12 protein-coding genes are annotated in these 17,712 nt (G+C 60.2%); 10 read left to right on the top strand and 2 right to left on the bottom strand.

Annotated elements, in window-relative coordinates; translation table 11 throughout:
* Nucleotides 1-282 precede the first annotated feature (282 nt).
* The 7 genes from IAI51_RS25750 (at nucleotide 283) to IAI51_RS25720 (ending at nucleotide 11,364) form a co-directional block, all read left to right on the top strand.
* Complete coding sequence (locus IAI51_RS25750) at nucleotides 283-933, top strand: GNAT family N-acetyltransferase (protein ID WP_187681035.1); 651 nt, start codon at nucleotides 283-285, stop codon at nucleotides 931-933.
* Between the two features lie 65 nt (nucleotides 934-998).
* Nucleotides 999-2,726, top strand: a complete 1,728-nt coding sequence (locus IAI51_RS25745; RefSeq protein WP_187681034.1) for an autotransporter assembly complex protein TamA — start codon at nucleotides 999-1,001, stop codon at nucleotides 2,724-2,726.
* The gene (locus IAI51_RS25740; protein ID WP_187681033.1) at nucleotides 2,723-6,397 is read left to right on the top strand and encodes a translocation/assembly module TamB domain-containing protein; all 3,675 of its coding nucleotides are present in this window, start codon (nucleotides 2,723-2,725) and stop codon (nucleotides 6,395-6,397) included. Before IAI51_RS25745 ends, IAI51_RS25740 begins: the two co-directional genes overlap by 4 nt.
* A 225-nt stretch (nucleotides 6,398-6,622) precedes the next feature.
* On the top strand, nucleotides 6,623-7,105 hold the full coding sequence (locus IAI51_RS25735) for a MarR family winged helix-turn-helix transcriptional regulator (protein ID WP_150592326.1): 483 nt from the start codon (nucleotides 6,623-6,625) through the stop codon (nucleotides 7,103-7,105).
* The gene (locus IAI51_RS25730) at nucleotides 7,095-8,564 is read left to right on the top strand and encodes an efflux transporter outer membrane subunit (RefSeq protein WP_187681032.1); all 1,470 of its coding nucleotides are present in this window, start codon (nucleotides 7,095-7,097) and stop codon (nucleotides 8,562-8,564) included. Before IAI51_RS25735 ends, IAI51_RS25730 begins: the two co-directional genes overlap by 11 nt.
* 15 nt (nucleotides 8,565-8,579) lie before the next feature.
* Nucleotides 8,580-9,782 carry an efflux RND transporter periplasmic adaptor subunit gene (locus tag IAI51_RS25725; RefSeq protein ID WP_187681031.1) on the top strand — a complete coding sequence of 401 codons (1,203 nt, stop codon included), beginning with the start codon at nucleotides 8,580-8,582 and terminating at the stop codon, nucleotides 9,780-9,782.
* 52 nt (nucleotides 9,783-9,834) lie between these two features.
* A complete protein-coding gene (locus tag IAI51_RS25720) occupies nucleotides 9,835-11,364 on the top strand; it encodes a DHA2 family efflux MFS transporter permease subunit (protein WP_187681030.1) in 1,530 nt (509 codons plus the stop codon).
* Between the two features lie 181 nt (nucleotides 11,365-11,545).
* Here IAI51_RS25720 and lpxH read toward each other — a convergent pair whose 3' ends face one another.
* Nucleotides 11,546-12,292, bottom strand: a complete 747-nt coding sequence (gene lpxH / locus IAI51_RS25715; protein ID WP_187681029.1) for a UDP-2,3-diacylglucosamine diphosphatase — start codon at nucleotides 12,290-12,292, stop codon at nucleotides 11,546-11,548.
* Nucleotides 12,289-12,795, bottom strand: a complete 507-nt coding sequence (locus IAI51_RS25710; RefSeq protein ID WP_187681028.1) for a peptidylprolyl isomerase — start codon at nucleotides 12,793-12,795, stop codon at nucleotides 12,289-12,291. Before IAI51_RS25710 ends, lpxH begins: the two co-directional genes overlap by 4 nt.
* A gap of 251 nt (nucleotides 12,796-13,046) precedes the next feature.
* Here IAI51_RS25710 and IAI51_RS25705 point away from each other — a divergent pair, with 251 nt between their 5' ends.
* The 3 genes from IAI51_RS25705 to IAI51_RS25695 all read left to right on the top strand — a co-directional run bounded on the left by IAI51_RS25705 (nucleotide 13,047) and on the right by IAI51_RS25695 (nucleotide 17,700).
* A complete protein-coding gene (locus IAI51_RS25705; RefSeq protein WP_187681027.1) occupies nucleotides 13,047-14,744 on the top strand; it encodes a glutamine--tRNA ligase/YqeY domain fusion protein in 1,698 nt (565 codons plus the stop codon).
* Between the two features lie 21 nt (nucleotides 14,745-14,765).
* Nucleotides 14,766-16,148, top strand: coding sequence for a cysteine--tRNA ligase (gene cysS, locus IAI51_RS25700; RefSeq protein ID WP_187681026.1), 1,383 nt, complete (start codon nucleotides 14,766-14,768; stop codon nucleotides 16,146-16,148).
* 334 nt (nucleotides 16,149-16,482) lie between these two features.
* The gene (locus IAI51_RS25695; protein ID WP_187681025.1) at nucleotides 16,483-17,700 is read left to right on the top strand and encodes an MFS transporter; all 1,218 of its coding nucleotides are present in this window, start codon (nucleotides 16,483-16,485) and stop codon (nucleotides 17,698-17,700) included.
* The last annotated feature ends 12 nt before the right edge of the window (nucleotides 17,701-17,712 follow it).

The following is a 17,712-nucleotide window of genomic DNA, read 5'->3' as shown; positions in this document are numbered from 1 at the left end:
AATTGTCATGCTCGCCGAACTGGCGGTGAACCGGGCGCTGGATCGGGTCGACCCGCAAACCTGATCCGCAGAAAAAACCGCGTTATCGTTCATCGCGAGCAGGCTCACTCCTACAATTGAAATGCGTACCCCTGTAGGAGTGAGCCTGCTCGCGATTGGCGGCCGCCCGTTCGATGAAGATCCAAGGTTGGTCTATACCTGTGGGGAACTGTGCCAACGGCAAAAGGTTCGTACCAACAAGAGCGCAGTCATTTTAGCCGCGCCCCGGGGAGAATCACCGTCATGCCTGAAACCCAGACCGCCATCGCTGACATTCATATGCTCGACCGCGGCTATTCCCGCGAAGCACGATCCCTGCTGTATCAGGCCTACCGCCACGAGCCGACTTTCGGCTACCTGTTCGAAGCCGAGCGTCCCGGCTACGAGCAGCGGGTGCGGGCGACGGTGCGCGAATTGGTAAAACAACACTTCCTGCAGGATCTGCCGGCCATTGGCCTGCTGGTCAACGACCGCCTGATCGGCATCGCCCTGATCGCACCGCCGCAACGCCGTTTGGGCATCACCGAGAGCTGGGCGTGGCGCCTGCGCATGGTGCTCAGCACCGGTTTTCGCTGTACTCGCCGCTACCTGGAGTATCACGATGCCGTGGCCGCCTGCGTACCGAGCGATTCGGTGCACATGTTACCGCTGCTGGGTGTTCACCCGCAGTTCCAAGGCAAACACTTCGGTGAGCAACTGCTGACTGCCGTGCACAACTGGTGCGCGGTGGACGAAACCTCGCAAGGCGTGGTGCTCGATACCGGCAACCCGCGTTACCTGGAATTCTATAAACGTCAGGGTTATCAGGAGATTGGCGAAGTTGCCGTCGGCCCGGTGCGCGAGCACGTGTTTTTCCACGCCAACCCTCAGGTGTTACAAACTGCAACAGCATAGCAATCGAACTTCTTGGGAAATTTCCTCTTCTATTACGCTCCCAAGCCCGTGATAGCATTCGCGCCATGAAGTTTCCAGGAAGATTTACCAGTGGTGTGCTCATGCTGTTATCCAGCTGCGCGGCGCTGGCGCAAAGTGAATTGGATGTGCGGATCAAACCGTCCAACGATGAACTCAAGGCCAATATAGAAGGCTATATCGGCAGCCTCGGTGACCGTGACGAAGAAGCCTTGCTGCGCTTCAGTCGCGGTGCCGAAGAGCAGGCGCGCAAGGCGGCCCAGGCGTTGGGCTACTATCAGCCGCAGATCGACAGCGACGTGAAGGGCGGCGACAAGCCGCGTCTGGTGCTGAACATCGATCCCGGCGAGCCGATTCGTCTGCGCAACGTCACAATCCGTGTCGACGGCCCGGCTGCCTCCTTTAAATCCTTTCGCGTGCCGAAAGCCGACGTGCTCAAGCCCGGCGCGGTGCTCAACCATGGTCGCTACGAAGACGCCAAGCGGCTGATCCAGAATCAGGCCTCGCGCTTCGGTTATTTCAGCGGCCATTTCACCAGCCAGAAACTCATGGTCGACCCGCGTGCCGGTGTCGCCGATGTTGAATTGATCTACGAAAGCGGCCCGCGTTATGCGCTGGGCAAAGTCAGTTTTGAAGGCGACACGCCGTTCGACGAAGACCTGCTGCAACGCATGGTGCCGTTCAAGGAAGGCGAGCCGTATGACTCCGAGCTGATCGCCGAACTCAACCGCGACCTGCAATCGAGCGGCTATTTCGAAGGGGTGCGCGTCGATGCCGCACCGACCACCGCGAAAAACGAGGTGATCCCGGTCGACGTCAAACTCGACACGCGCAAGCCGCGCACCATGGGCCTGGGCCTCGGTTATTCGACCGACGTCGGGCCACGGATCAAGGCCAACTGGACGCGCCATTGGGTCAATCCGCAGGGCGACAGTTATGGCTGGGAAGCCGAACTCTCGGCGCCACGGCAGAACGTCGGCCTCTTTTACGACATTCCGCTCGACCCGCCGCTGACCGACAAATTGCGTTGGGCCGGTGGTTATCAATTCGAAGACATCGAGGGTTCTGACACCCTGAGCAAGCTGCTGACCTTCGGCCCGGAATGGCACAGCAAGTTGTCCAGTGGCTGGCAACGGGTTATCTCGCTGAAATGGCAGCGCGAGGAATACGAGCTCGGTGATGACTCGGGTTTGAGTACCTTGCTGATGCCCGGCATCAGTTATTCGTACTTGAAAAGCGACAACCGCATCGACCCGCACAATGGCTATCGCCTGACCTTTGAAAGCAAAGTCGCGAAGGAAGGCCTCGGCTCGGACAACAACCTTTTATATGGCACGGCGTTGGTCAAAGGCTTGACCACGGTGTTCGACAAACACCGTTTGCTCGGCCGCGTGCAGGTCGGCGGCAGCGCCACCAACGGTTACGCGTCGGTGCCGCCGTCGCTGCGTTTCTTCGCCGGTGGCGATCAGAGCGTGCGTGGTTACGACTACCAGAGCCTGTCTCCGGAGAACTCCGACGGCAAACGTATCGGTGGCCGTTACATGGTTGCCGGCAGCGTCGAGTATCAATACTCGGTCGCCGAGAAGTGGCGGGTCGCGACCTTCGTCGACCAGGGCAACTCTTTCAACAAACTCGAACTGCCGAACCTCAAGACCGGGGTCGGTATTGGTGTGCGCTGGGTCTCGCCGGTGGGGCCGATCCGCCTCGACCTGGCCCACGCGCTGGACGACGATGGCGGCATCCGGCTGCACTTTTCCATGGGGCCTGAGCTGTGAAACGTGGTTTGAAAATAACGGCACTGACGCTTCTGGCGCTGGTGTTGTTGATTGTCTTGAGCATCGCTGCGGTGCTGGGTACGCAGGCTGGCAGCCGTTGGGCGCTGGGTCTGGTGCCGGGTTTGAGCGTAGAAAATTTCCAGGGCCGCCTCGGCGGACAATGGAGCGCCGATCACCTGTTGTGGCAGCAAGACAGCAGCCGCGTCGAGTTGCAGAAGCCGATCTTCGCCTGGTCGCCGCTGTGCCTGACGCGCATGACCTTGTGCATCGACCAGCTCAAGGCTGATCAGGTCATTCTGCAATTCCCGCCGAGCGAAGAAACTACGCAAAGCGGCCCGATCAAACTGCCGGATCTGCAATTGCCGGTGGCCCTCGAGCTGGGCGACGTGCAGGTCGGCAGCCTGTTGTTTAACGGCAGCGAACAACTCAAAGGCCTGAAACTGGCGGCGCACTGGACCGCCAAGGGCATGCAGATCGACAGCGTGCAATTGCAGCGCGACGAGCTCAGCCTGAATCTGTCCGGTCTGCTGCAACCCTCCGGTAACTGGCCACTGAACATCGCCGGTGATCTGACCCTGCCGTCGCCGGGCACCGGCCCATGGACGTTGGCGTTAAAGATCGACGGCGACCTGTTGAAAACCCTCAACCTGCACGCCGACAGCCGTGGCTACCTCGACGGCCAGTTAAGCGGTGAACTGCAACCGCTGGTGGAAAACCTGCCGGCCAAGGTGCGCATCACTTCCGAGGCGTTCAAGCCGAGCGCCGACCTGCCGGACACCCTGCAACTCAATCAACTGGTGCTGACCGGCGAAGGCGACCTGAAAAACGGTTACCAGTTGCTCGGCAACGCCACGCTACCGGCGGAAAAAGGCCCGGTGGCGCTGCTGCTCAAAGGCAAGGTCGACGCCAGCGGCGCGCAAATCGCCGGGCTCGACCTGAGCGCCAACGACAAGCAAAGCCTCAAGCTCACCGGCAGCGTCGACTGGAGCAAAGGCATCACGGCTCAAGCCAACATCACTTGGCAGGACTTCCCGTGGCATCGGCTCTACAACGAAATCGACGAGCCGCAAGTCGCCTTGCGCACCTTCAATGGCGAAGTCTCCTACACCGACGGTCAGTACATCGGTAACTTCGCCGCCGCGCTGGATGGCCCGGCGGGGGCGTTCAGCCTGAGCAGTCCTTTCAGTGGCAGCCTTAAACAGATCGCACTGCCGCAACTGAAAATGGAAGCCGGGCAGGGCAAGGCCGAAGGGCATGTGAACGTGCAGTTCGCCGACGGCATCGCCTGGGACACGGCGCTGGATCTGTCAGCGCTCAACCCGGCGTACTGGGTCGCGGAGCTGCCGGGCACCTTGGCCGGGCCACTGAAAAGCAAAGGCGAAATGAAGAACGAGCGCTTGAGCCTGACAGCTGACCTCGATCTGAAAGGCAAACTGCGCGGCCAACCGGCGATCCTGCAAGCCAAGGCTGACGGTGCCGGCGAGCAGTGGAATCTCAACGCCCTGCAAATCCGCCTCGGCGACAACAGCATCATCGGCAAGGGCAGCCTGCAACAAAAACTCACCGGGCAGATCGACTTCAAACTGTCGCGTCTGGCCCAGCTCTGGCCGCAATTGCGCGGGCAGATCAACGGTCAGGTCAACGTAGCCGGTACGCTGAAAGCGCCGCAAGGCAAGATAGGCCTGCAAGGTTCGCAACTGGCCTTCCAGGACAATCGCCTGCAAAGCCTCAACCTCGACGCCACCCTCGACAGTGCGCAACGGGCGAAGATCGATCTGAAGGGCTCTGGCATTCAGGCCGGCGACACGTCGCTGGGTACACTGACCGCCAGTGCCCAAGGCGACATCAAGAGCCAGAAACTCAACCTCGATCTGCTCGGGCCGAAACTGAAACTGGCGTTGGGCCTGGACGGCAATCTCGACAAGGGCAACTGGCGTGGACGCTTGGCCAGCGGTGACATTCAGGCCGGTGGCCAGGACTGGAAGCTGCAAAACCCAGCGAAACTCGAACGTCTGGCCGACGGCAAGATCAACTTTGGCGCCCACTGCTGGATGTCCGGCAGCGCCAGCCTGTGCGGCGAAGATCAACGGCTGATGCCCGATCCGAAACTGCGCTACCACCTCAAGCAATTCCCGATTGAGAGTCTGGCGCAGTGGCTGCCCAAGGATTTCGCCTGGCAGGGCAAGCTCAACGCCGATCTGCAACTGGACGTGCCGGCCAGCGGCCCGAACGGCGTGATCAGCGTCGATGCCAGTGGCGGCACGCTGCGCATGCGTGAGAAAGATCAGTGGCTGGATTTCCCGTACCAGACGCTCAAGCTGACCAGCAAACTCACGCCGAAGCGTATCGACACCGACCTCAATTTCGTCGGCGGCAAACTCGGCGAATTGATGGTGCAGGCGCAGCTCAATCCGCTGCCGAAGAACAAACCGCTGAGCGGCTCGTTCCGCTTGAGTGGACTGGATCTGTCGGTGGCGCGGCCGTTTGTGCCGATGGTCGAGAAACTCACCGGGCGCTTGAACGGTAGCGGCACGATTTCCGGCGGGCTACTGGCACCGCTGGTCAACGGTACGGTGCAACTCAGCGACGGCGAAGTGTCGGGTGCCGAGTTGCCGATGGAACTCAACAATCTGCAACTGCAAGCCGTGATTGCCGGTGAGTCGGTGCGTCTGGACGGCGGCTGGAAAAGCGGCAAGACCGGGCAGGGCAGTCTGAACGGCAACGTCGCCTGGGGTCAGGCGCTGGTGGTTGATCTCGCTTTGAAAGGTACGCAACTGCCGGTCACCGTCGAGCCCTACGCCAAGCTCGAAGTGGCGCCCGACCTGAAGATTTCCATGGCCGGTGATGAGTTGAAGATTGCCGGCAAAGTGCTGGTGCCCAAAGGAGAAATCACCGTGCGCGAATTGCCGCCATCGACGGTGAAAGTATCCGATGACACGATCATCGTCGGCGCGCAGACCGAAGAGGGCAAACCACCGATGGCCATGAAAATGGACATCGATGTAGTCGTCGGCGAAGACAAACTCAGCTTCGCCGGCTTCGGCCTGACCGCCAATCTGCAAGGTCAGGTGCACATCGGCGACAACATGGACACCCGTGGCGAGTTGTGGCTCAACGACGGACGTTACCGTGCCTACGGCCAGCGTCTGACGGTGCGGCGTGCGCGTCTGCTGTTTGCCGGCCCCCTCGATCAGCCGTATCTGGACATCGAGGCGATCCGCCAGACTGACGACGTGATCGCCGGTATTCGCCTGAGCGGCAGTGCCGAGCAGCCGACTACGCAGATCTTCTCGGAACCGGCGATGAGCCAGGAGCAGGCGCTGTCCTATCTGGTGCTGGGGCGTCCGCTGAGTACCAGCGGCGAAGACAACAACATGCTCGCGCAAGCGGCGTTGGGTCTCGGCTTGATGGGCAGCTCTGGGGTGACGAGCAGTCTGGCCAAGGACTTGGGCATTCAAGATTTCCAGCTCGACACCCAGGGCAGCGGCAACACCACCAGCGTGGTGGCCAGCGGCAACATTTCCGAAAAACTCAGTTTGCGTTATGGCGTCGGCGTGTTTGAACCGGCCAGCACCATTGCCCTGCGTTACAAGCTGAGCAAGAAGGTTTACCTCGAAGCGGCCAGTGGCGTCGCAAGTTCGCTGGATATCTTCTACAAGCGCGATTTCTGATTCACCTCTGAAAGATCAAAAGATCGCAGCCGTCGGCAGCTCCAACAAGGGTTTACTCAATCCCTGTAGGCGCTGCCGATGGTTGCGATCTTTTGCTTTTGGCTTCTGAAGCCCCACCACCTATCCGCCAATTACAAAGCTTCCTAACTATTTGTTTGACATTCGCTGCCTAGGCAGTAACATCTCGACATATATTCACTGCCTAGGCAGTTATTAGGTGAGCAAATGAAGCATTTCACCCCGGACGAATTCAAACACTGCCATCTCGGCCTGTTGCTTGGCCGTGCTGCGCTGCTCAAGGACCGGATCATCGACACCCACATGGAACCCCACGGCATCACCGCCGCGCAGTTCAAGGTGTTGATCATCATGGCCCAGTTCGGCGTCGACACCCCGGCCGAGCTGTGCCGGCATCTGTCGCTGGACAGCGGTTCGATGACGCGGATGCTCGATCGTCTGGAGCAGAAAGGTTTCCTGGTTCGCCAACGCAGCGAAGGCGATCGCCGTCAAGTGCAACTGAAACTGACCGAGCAAGGCCAGCAACTGGCCGATCGCCTGCCGCACATCGGCGCCGATGCAATGAATGAATTGGCCGGCGCCGTCACTCCGGACGAGTTGAAGACCCTGGAATACATCCTCAAGAAAATTCTGCTGGCAGCCGGTGACCCGATCACTATCCAGCGGTTAGGTGAACACAATGAGCGGTAAAACCTTGCGCAGCAGCCTGACCCTCGTGCTGTCGGCGATGATCCTCGCCGGTTGCGCCAACTACAGCGGCCTCGACACCCAAGGCAAAAATCTTGATGCGCAAAACCTGAAAGTCGGCCAATCCCTTAACGGCGTAACCCTGTCGCCGGCCGCGTGGCCGAAAAGCGACTGGTGGACCAGCCTCGGCGACCCGCAACTCGACGGTTTGATCCGCGAAGCGCTGCACGACAGCCCGGACATGCAGATCGCCGCAGCCCGCGCCCATCAAGCCAGCGCCGCCGCGTATGCCGCCGATGCCGCGCGTTATCCGACCCTCGACGCCAGCGCCGGCATCAGCCGTTCGCGTCTGGCCAAGGATCAGGATCCGCGGGGGCAGGGCGATGCCTACGCCACCGTGCGTAATGTCAGCGCCGGCTTCAATTACAACTTCGATTTGTGGGGCGGCCAGCGTGATGCGTGGGAAGCCGCCCTCGGTCAGGCCCGTGCCGCCGAAGTCGACCGCCAGGCTGCAGAGCTGACCCTCGCCGCCGACGTGGCCCGTGCTTACAGCGATCTCGGTCAGGCGCACATCGTCTATGACCTGGCCAACGAAGACCTCAAGCGCACCAAACAGATGCTCGATTTGAGCCAGCGTCGCCTGAGTTCCGGGATCGACAGCCAGTATCAGTTCCAGCAAACCCAGAGCCTGGAAGCGAGTTCCGAAGCCAGCCTGATCGATGCGGAAAAACGCCTGAACAGCGCGAAAATCACCTTGGCCGTGTTGCTCGGCAAAGGCCCGGATCGCGGTAACGAAATCGCCCGACCAAAAGTGTTGCAGGCCAGCGCCGTGGCGGTGCCTTCGGTGTTACCGGCCGAACTGCTCGGTCGTCGCCCGGATCTGGTTGCCGCCCGCTGGCGGGTAGAGGCGGCGAGCAAGGACATCGACTCGGCGAAGACCCAGTTCTATCCGAACCTGAACCTGACGGCCTCGGCCGGCGCCGAATCCCTTTTGGGTGACGCGATGTTCGGTTCGGCCAGTCGCTTCTTCAATATTGCCCCGACCATTTCGGTGCCGATCTTCGATGGCGGACGCCTGCGCGCCAACCTCGATGCGCGCGACGCCGATTACGATCTGGCGGTGGCGCAGTACAACAAAAGTCTGGTGAAAGCACTGGGCGATGTCAGCGACACGATCAATCAGTTGCGTGACATCGGCCGGCAGATCGGCGCGCAGCAACACGCCACCGACATTGCTCAGGACTCTTACAACACCGTCGTCCAGCGTTACGGTTCCGGCATCGGCAACTACCTGGACGTGCTCAGCATCGAGCAGCAATTGCTCCAGGCCCAGCGTCAATTGGCCAACCTCAATGCCGAGCAGATCGACCTGTCGATTCAACTGATGCAAGCGCTGGGCGGCGGCTTCGAGGGGCAGACCCTGACCGCAGCCAACGCCACCCCAGCCACGTCGCACAACTAATTCAAGGTATTTGTCATGGCCACTGCCGAAAACACTCAAGCTCCAGACAACACCCCAGACACCGGCAATCCGCGCAAACGCAAAGTGATGCTGCTGGTGCTGGCGGTTATCGTCCTTCTCGCCGTTGGCGGCGTCTGGGCGTATCACGAATTCATCGGGCGCTTTAACGAAAGCACCGACGACGCCTACGTCAACGGCAACGTCGTGGAAATCACCCCGCTGGTGACCGGCACTGTGGTCAGCATCGGCGCTGACGATGGCGACCTAGTCCACGAAGGTCAGGTGCTGATCAACTTTGACCCCAACGACGCTGAAGTCGGCCTGCAAAGTGCTCAGGCGAAACTGGCGCGCACCGTGCGTCAGGTGCGTGGCCTGTACAGCAACGTCGATGGCATGAAAGCCCAGGTCAATGCGCAACAGGCTGAAGTGCAGAAGGCGCAGGACAACTTCAATCGCCGGAAGAATCTCGCCGCTGGCGGGGCGATTTCCCAAGAAGAACTGTCCCACGCTCGCGACGACCTGACCTCGGCGCAAAACGCCCTGGCCAACGCCAAACAACAACTGAAAACCAGCAGCGCGCTGGTCGATGACACCGTGGTGTCGTCGCACCCGGACGTGATGTCGGCTGCTGCGGATCTGCGTCAGGCTTACCTGACCAATGCGCGCAGCACCTTGATCGCGCCAGTCACCGGTTACGTCGCCAAACGCACCGTGCAACTCGGTCAGCGCGTACAACCGGGCACCGCGCTGATGGCGGTGATTCCACTGGATCAACTGTGGATCGATGCCAACTTCAAGGAAACCCAACTGCGTGACATGCGCATCGGTCAGCCAGTCGACATCGAGTCCGACATCTATGGCAGCGACGTGAAATACAGCGGCACCGTCGACAGCCTCGGTGCCGGCACCGGCAGCGCGTTTGCTTTGTTGCCTGCGCAGAACGCCACCGGTAACTGGATCAAGATCGTGCAACGTGTTCCGGTACGGATTCACATCAACGCCGAAGAACTGGCCAAGCACCCGCTGCGGGTGGGCCTGTCGACCAACGTCGAAGTCAATCTGCACGACCAGAGCGGCCCGGTACTGGCTCAGCAACCGCCGCAGAAAGCCTCGTTCAGCACCAACGTCTACGACCGTCAACTGGCCGAAGCCGACGCGATGATCGCTCAGCTGATCCACGACAACAGCGCTGCGGCCAGCAAAACCGCGCAACGCTGACACCGTCGCTCCCACAAGGGCGCAGTGCCAATCAGGTTCCAAAGGATTCACAATGAGCAATAACGCCTCTTTCACGCCGCCCAGCCTGTTGCTCAGCACCATCGGCCTGTCGCTGGCGACCTTCATGCAAGTGCTCGACACCACCATCGCCAACGTGGCATTGCCGACGATTTCCGGCAACCTGGGGGTGAGTTCGGAGCAGGGCACCTGGGTGATCACCTCGTTTGCCGTGAGCAACGCAATTGCGCTGCCGCTGACCGGTTGGCTCAGTCGGCGTTTCGGTGAGGTGAAGCTGTTTCTCTGGGCCACCATTCTGTTTGTGCTGGCCTCGTTTCTCTGCGGTATCTCGACGTCGATGCCCGAGTTGATCGGCTTCCGCGTGCTGCAAGGCCTGGTGGCCGGGCCGCTTTATCCGATGACACAAACCCTGTTGATCGCCGTTTATCCCCCTGCGAAACGGGGGATGGCTTTGGCGTTGCTGGCGATGGTCACGGTGGTCGCACCAATTGCCGGGCCGATTCTCGGTGGCTGGATCACCGACAGCTACAGCTGGCCGTGGATCTTTTTCATCAACGTACCCATCGGGATCTTTGCGGTGATGGTGGTGCGTTCGCAACTGGCCAAGCGGCCGGTGGTGACCAGTCGTCAGCCGATGGATTACGTTGGGCTGATCTCGCTGATCATCGGCGTCGGTGCCTTGCAGGTGATCCTCGACAAAGGCAATGACCTGGACTGGTTCGAATCGAACTTCATCATCATCGGCGCAGCGATTTCGGTGATTGCCCTGGCGGTGTTCGTCATCTGGGAAATGACCGATCAGCATCCGGTGGTGAATCTGCGGCTGTTCGCGCACCGTAACTTCCGTATCGGCACGATTGTGCTGGTGTTGGGTTACGCCGGGTTCTTCGGCATCAACCTGATCCTGCCGCAGTGGTTGCAGACGCAAATGGGTTACACCGCGACCTGGGCGGGTCTGGCCGTGGCGCCGATCGGCATTCTGCCGGTGCTGCTGTCGCCGTTTGTCGGCAAGTACGCGAACAAGTTCGATCTGCGCTTGCTGGCCGGGCTGGCGTTTCTGGCGATTGGCCTGAGCTGCTTCATGCGCGCCGGGTTCACCAATGAAGTGGACTTCCAGCACATCGCTCTGGTGCAACTGTTCATGGGCATTGGTGTGGCGCTGTTCTTCATGCCGACCTTGAGCATTCTGATGTCGGACTTGCCGCCGAGCCAGATTGCCGACGGTGCGGGCCTGGCGACCTTCCTGCGGACACTGGGCGGCAGCTTTGCCGCGTCGTTGACCACGTGGATCTGGATTCGCCGGGCTGATCAGCATCATGCGTACATGAGTGAAAGCATCAGCACCTATGAGCCGGCGACCCGTGAGACGTTGAATCAACTGGGCGGGGCGAGTCATTCGGCTTACGCGCAGATGGATCAGATCCTGACGAGTCAGGCGTACATGCTCTCCACCGTGGATTACTTCACGTTGCTCGGGTGGGGCTTCATGGGGTTGATTCTGATTGTGTGGCTGGCGAAGCCGCCGTTTGCTGCCAAGGCAGGGCCGGCTGCTTCCGGGCATTAAGGTCAAAAGCCCCTCACCCTAACCCTCTCCCGGAGGGAGAGGGGACTGACCGTGGTGGATGTTCGGGATACATCGACCTGACAGACTTCAGTCGAACTCAGGTTTTGAAAAGCACAGAGATCGGCTCCCTTTCCCCCTCGCCCCCCTGGGGGAGAGGGCTGGGGTGAGGGGGTAGCGATCTTCAGCCGTGCGGCAAAGCCAGTGGCGGGGCGAAGTCGAATGGCGCTAACGCATAGCCGTTTTCATCCACCTGCAACGCCCAACCCTGACGATCCCAATCCCCTAGCACAATCCGCTTCGCCGCTTGCTCACCGAGCTGCAGTTTATGGATCGCCGGGCGATGGGTGTGCCCGTGAATCAGGGTTTTCACGCCAAATGCCTGCATGATCCGCGGAATCTCTTCCGGCGTGACATCGACAATGTCATTGGCCTTCATCCGCACCTGCGCCCGGCTTTCGCTGCGCAGCTTGCGCGCCAGTTTGTGGCGGGTGCTTAAAGGCAGGTTCCGCAGGATAAACAGGGTGATCGGGTTGCGCAGGTAACGACGCAGCTTCATATAGCCGACGTCGCGGGTGCAGAGGCTGTCGCCGTGCATCAACAGCACCGGTTCGCCGTAAAACTGCACGACACTCGGGTCCTTCAACAGCGTGCAGCCCGCCTGTTTGCAGAAGGCCTTGCCGAGCATGAAGTCGCGATTGCCGTGCATCAGAAAGATGGCCGTGCCGCTGTCGCTCAATTCGCGCAGGGCCTGGCAGATGGAGCGCTGGAAGGGCGTCATGGCATCGTCGCCAATCCACGCCTCGAAGAAGTCGCCCAGAATGTACAACGCACTCGCCGAGCGGGCGCGTCCGGAGAGCAAATCCAGAAACGCCCGGGTTATGTCCGGGCGCTCCTCTTCCAGATGCAAGTCTGAAATCAGCAATATCACGCTTCGATGATCTCGGCTTTCTCGATGATCACGTCGTCTGCTGGTACGTCCTGGTGGCCGGCCTTGGAAGTGGTCGAAACACCTTTGATCTTGTCGACAACGTCGGTACCGGCGGTCACTTTACCGAACACGGCGTAACCCCAGCCTTGGGTGGTCTTGGCGCTGTGGTTCAGGAAGCTGTTGTCAGCCACGTTGATGAAGAACTGCGCGGAAGCCGAATGCGGCTCCATGGTGCGCGCCATGGCAACGGTGTACTTGTCGTTGGAAAGACCGTTGTCAGCTTCGTTCTGGATGCTTGGACGCTTGTCTTTCTTTTCCTTCATGCCTGGCTCAAAACCGCCGCCCTGGATCATGAAGTTACCGATTACACGGTGGAAAACAGTGTTTTCGTAGTGACCGGCGTTAACGTACTCGATGAAGTTGGCGACGGTGGTCGGCGCCTTTTCAGCGTTCAGTTCGATGACGATGTCGCCATGGTTGGTGGTCAGTTTGACTTGAGTCATGGTCATTACTCTTCATAAGGAATTCGTGGTTATCGGACATTGAGCCCCAAAACCGGTTCAGCCTGCTTTGGCCAAGGTGCGCAGTTTAGCGTGACAGGCGCGAATTTCGAGGCTGTTTTTCAATTCCCGGCGATTAAATGCGTTCCTTTATAGGGCCTGCTCTGTCAGCCCCTTGACAGCATCGGCTATGATAGCGGCTTTGTTTTGTCTGGCCCCTCTCTGCGGCCGCGCACATGTAAGTCAAGGATCCTATGAGCAAGCCCACTGTCGACCCTACCTCGAATGCCAAGTCCGGCCCCGCCGTGCCGGTCAACTTCCTGCGGCCGATCATCCAGGCAGACCTGGACTCGGGCAAGCACACTCAGATCGTCACCCGTTTCCCGCCTGAGCCCAACGGCTACCTGCACATCGGCCACGCCAAATCGATCTGCGTGAACTTCGGCCTGGCCCAGGAGTTCGGCGGCGTCACGCATCTGCGTTTTGACGACACCAACCCGGCCAAGGAAGACCAGGAATACATCGACGCGATCGAAAGCGACGTCAAATGGCTGGGCTTCGAATGGTCCGGCGAAGTGCGCTACGCCTCGCAGTATTTCGACCAGTTGCACGACTGGGCGGTCGAGTTGATCAAGGCTGGCAAGGCCTACGTTGACGACCTGACCCCTGAGCAAGCCAAGGAATACCGTGGCAGCCTGACCGAACCGGGCAAGAACAGCCCGTTCCGTGACCGTTCGGTTGAAGAGAACCTCGACTGGTTCGCCCGCATGCGCGCCGGTGAGTTCCCGGACGGCGCCCGTGTGCTGCGTGCCAAGATCGACATGGCCTCGCCGAACATGAACCTGCGTGACCCGATCATGTACCGCATCCGCCACGCTCATCACCATCAGACCGGTGACAAGTGGTGCATCTACCCGAACTACGACTTCACCCACGGTCAGTCGGACGCCATCGAAGGCATCACTCACTCGATCTGCACCCTGGAGTTCGAAAGCCATCGTCCACTGTACGAGTGGTTCCTCGACGCCTTGCCAGTGCCGGCGCACCCGCGTCAGTACGAGTTCAGCCGCCTGAACCTCAACTACACCATCACGAGCAAGCGAAAGCTCAAGCAGCTTGTAGACGAGAAACACGTCAATGGCTGGGACGATCCGCGCATGTCCACGCTGTCGGGCTTCCGCCGCCGTGGCTACACGCCGAAATCGATCCGCAACTTCTGCGACATGATCGGCACCAACCGTTCCGACGGCGTGGTTGACTTCGGCATGCTCGAATTCAGCATCCGTGACGACCTCGACCACAGCGCCCCGCGCGCCATGTGCGTGCTGCGTCCGCTGAAAGTCGTGATCACCAACTACCCGGAAGGCCAGGTCGAGAACCTCGAACTGCCGCGCCACCCGAAAGAAGACATGGGCGTGCGCGCTTTGCCATTCGCCCGGGAAATCTACATCGACCGTGAAGACTTCATGGAAGAGCCGCCGAAGGGCTACAAGCGCCTGGAAGCCGGTGGTGAAGTGCGTCTGCGCGGCAGCTACGTGATCCGTGCCGACGAAGCGATCAAGGACGCCGACGGCAACATCGTCGAACTGCGCTGCTCCTACGACCCGGAAACCCTCGGCAAGAACCCTGAAGGCCGCAAGGTCAAAGGCGTGGTTCACTGGGTGCCGGCCGCTGCCAGCGTCGAGTGCGAAGTGCGTCTGTACGATCGCCTGTTCCGTTCGGCCAACCCTGAGAAGGCCGAAGACAGCGCCAGTTTCCTCGACAACATCAACCCTGACTCACTGCAAGTGCTGACCGGTTGTCGTGCTGAGCCATCGCTTGGCAATGCACAGCCGGAAGACCGTTTCCAGTTCGAGCGCGAAGGCTACTTCGTCGCGGACATCAAGGACTCGAAACCAGGTCAGCCGGTATTCAACCGTACCGTGACCCTGCGTGATTCGTGGGGCCAGTGATTCAGCGTCAAGGAAATTAAAGTGCTGACGATCTACAACACGCTCACCAAGAGCAAAGAAGTCTTCAAGCCGCTCGATGGCAACAACGTGCGCATGTACGTCTGCGGGATGACCGTGTACGACTACTGCCACCTGGGCCACGGCCGCAGCATGGTCGCGTTCGACCTGGTGACCCGCTGGTTGCGGTTCAGCGGTTACAACCTGACCTACGTGCGTAACATCACCGACATCGACGACAAGATCATCAACCGGGCCAATGAGAACGGCGAATCGTTCGAAGCGTTGACCGAGCGCATGATCGCGGCGATGCACGAAGACGAAGCGCGCCTGAACATCAAGAAGCCGGATATGGAACCGCGCGCCACGGATCACATTCCGGGCATGCACGCGATGATCCAGACCCTGATCGACAAGGGCTACGCCTACGCCCCGGGCAATGGCGACGTGTACTACCGCGTCGGCAAGTTCATGGGCTACGGCAAGCTGTCGCGCAAGAAGATCGAAGACCTGCGCATCGGTGCGCGGATCGAGGTCGACGAAGCCAAGGAAGATCCGCTGGACTTCGTGCTGTGGAAAGGCGTCAAGCCGGGCGAGCCGAGCTGGGAATCGCCGTGGGGCGCCGGGCGTCCGGGCTGGCACATCGAGTGCTCGGTGATGTCGACCTGCTGCCTGGGTGAGACGTTCGACATTCATGGTGGCGGCAGCGATCTGGAATTCCCGCACCACGAAAACGAAATCGCCCAGAGCGAAGCAGCCACCGGCAAGACCTACGCCAACGCGTGGATGCATTGCGGCATGATTCGCATCAATGGCGAGAAGATGTCCAAGTCTTTGAACAACTTCTTCACCATTCGCGACGTGCTCGACAAGTACCACCCGGAAGTCGTGCGTTACCTGCTGGTGTCGAGCCACTACCGCAGCGCGATCAACTACTCGGAAGACAACCTCAAGGACGCCAAAGGCGCCCTCGAGCGTTTCTACCACGCGTTGAAAGGCCTGCCGACTGTCGCGCCGGCCGGCGGCGAAGCGTTCGTCGAGCGTTTCACCTCGGTGATGAACGACGACTTCGGTACGCCGGAAGCCTGCGCGGTGCTGTTCGAGATGGTGCGTGAGATCAACCGTCTGCGTGAGAGCGATCTCAATGCAGCGGCCGGTCTGGCGGCGCGTCTGAAAGAACTGGCCAGTGTGTTGGGCGTGTTGCAGCTTGAGGCCGATGATTTCTTGCAGGCGGGCGCTGAAGGGCGTGTCGATGCGGCTGAAGTCGATGCGCTGATTGCGGCGCGCCTGGCGGCACGGGCCGGCAAGGACTGGGTTGAGTCCGACCGCATCCGCGACCAGCTCACCGCCATGGGCGTGGTGCTGGAAGATGGCAAGGGCGGCACGACCTGGCGTCTGGCTGACTGATCGTCTGATCTGCTTTAAAACAAAACCCGCCTGGTGCGGGTTTTTGTTTGGCTGCGAAGAAGAGCCCCTCACCCTAACCCTCTCCCGGAGGGAGAGGGGGACTGAATGGGGGATATTCAAGAAATACGCCGACCTGAAAGGTTTTCTCCGAATCCATAATCCACGCAATCTCTCAGGTCGATGTACAACGCCAGACACCTCGGTCGGCTCCCTCTCCCTCCGGGAGAGGGCTGGGGTGAGGGGATCTTTTTGCTGTTGCTTTTGGTGTCCGCCTAGGTCTTGATGTCTGACGCGGCAGCGGGATGCTGCTCAGCGACGAATAGAGGGAGAAATCATGGCTAATCACTATCGCGAACTGCTGACAACCCCCGGCGCCACCGGGTTAGTGCTCGCGAGCTCTATTGCCCGATTACCGCAGGCAATGATCGGCATTGGCATCATCACCATGTTGGTACAGCAAACAGGTGTGTACTGGCTGGCCGGCGCAGTCGCCGGTACGTTTACCCTGGCCAATGCACTGCTCGGCCCGCGCATCTCGAAACTCGTTGATCGGCATGGTCAGAGTCGAGTGCTGCCCATCGTCACGGCTTTCAGCGTTGTGATGTTGCTGGCGCTGATCTTCGCCGTCTACATGAGGGCTCCCGCCGCATTGTTTTTTGTGCTCGCTGCACTGGCGGGGACGATGCCGAGCATGCCGTCCATGATCCGGGCACGCTGGACGCAGTTGTTCTGTGGCAAGCCTCAGTTGCATACGGCGTTCTCCCTGGATACGGTGCTGACCGAACTGGCTTACATCATCGGTCCGCCACTGGCGATCGGTTTGAGCGTGAGCTTTTTCGCCGAAGCCGGGCCGCTTGTCGCAGTGGCGCTGCTGGCCATCGGGGTGACGGCGTTTCTGTTGCAGCGTCAGACCGAACCGAAAGTGGTCTTGGGCCACAAGAGCCACACCGGTTCCACCTTGCTGATTCCCGGCGTTCGCACCATCGTGCTGGCGCTGTTGGCGATGGGGGTCATTGGCGGAGCAATCGATGTCGCCGTTGTGGCGTTCGCCAATGCGCAAGGCTGGCCAGCGTCCGCCACGTTCATCCTCGCCGCCTATGCGCTCGGCTCACTGGTGGCGGGCCTGACCTTCGGTGCAATGCGAGTTTCCCTGCCGATCGAAAAACAGTTTTTCATCGGCATATTGGTCACGGCCGTTACCGGCGTACTGCCGGTTTTCTCAACAGATGTTTATGTCCTGTCAGTGATGCTGTTTATCGCTGGCATATCGTTTGCGCCAACGATGGTCGTGGTCATGAAGCTGGGGACGATCATCATCCCTGCGTCCAGGATGACAGAAGGGCTGACGTGGATGACCACTGGCATCAGCATCGGCGTAGCGCTGGGAGGCATGCTGGCGGGGTTGGTGATTGATGCGTTCGGCGCGCGAGCCGGGTTCGGCGTGGCGATTGGTGCCGGGGTGATGATGATGGTGGTTGTGCTGGTTGGACTGCGTACATTGGGTGCTGCTTCTGCTACGCATGTTGAGCCGGCCTTTTCGCCCTCACCCTAACCCTCTCCCCCA

Origin of the sequence: Pseudomonas sp. N40(2020), assembly GCF_014472415.1 — a bacterium.
GTDB lineage: Bacteria > Pseudomonadota > Gammaproteobacteria > Pseudomonadales > Pseudomonadaceae > Aquipseudomonas.
This window is presented reverse-complemented; position numbering and strand designations above follow the sequence as displayed.

Bases quoted from the DNA above. Each gene is read 5' to 3' on its own strand.
- IAI51_RS25710 (WP_187681028.1), bottom strand. From the start codon at position 12,795: ATGACTCAAGTCAAACTGACCACCAACCATGGCGACATCGTCATCGAA.
- IAI51_RS25725 (WP_187681031.1), top strand. From the start codon at position 8,580: ATGGCCACTGCCGAAAACACTCAAGCTCCAGACAACACCCCAGACACC.
- IAI51_RS25750 (WP_187681035.1), top strand. From the start codon at position 283: ATGCCTGAAACCCAGACCGCCATCGCTGACATTCATATGCTCGACCGC.
- IAI51_RS25695 (WP_187681025.1), top strand. From the start codon at position 16,483: ATGGCTAATCACTATCGCGAACTGCTGACAACCCCCGGCGCCACCGGG.
- IAI51_RS25730 (WP_187681032.1), top strand. From the start codon at position 7,095: ATGAGCGGTAAAACCTTGCGCAGCAGCCTGACCCTCGTGCTGTCGGCG.
- IAI51_RS25745 (WP_187681034.1), top strand. From the start codon at position 999: ATGAAGTTTCCAGGAAGATTTACCAGTGGTGTGCTCATGCTGTTATCC.
- IAI51_RS25720 (WP_187681030.1), top strand. From the start codon at position 9,835: ATGAGCAATAACGCCTCTTTCACGCCGCCCAGCCTGTTGCTCAGCACC.
- IAI51_RS25705 (WP_187681027.1), top strand. From the start codon at position 13,047: ATGAGCAAGCCCACTGTCGACCCTACCTCGAATGCCAAGTCCGGCCCC.
- IAI51_RS25735 (WP_150592326.1), top strand. From the start codon at position 6,623: ATGAAGCATTTCACCCCGGACGAATTCAAACACTGCCATCTCGGCCTG.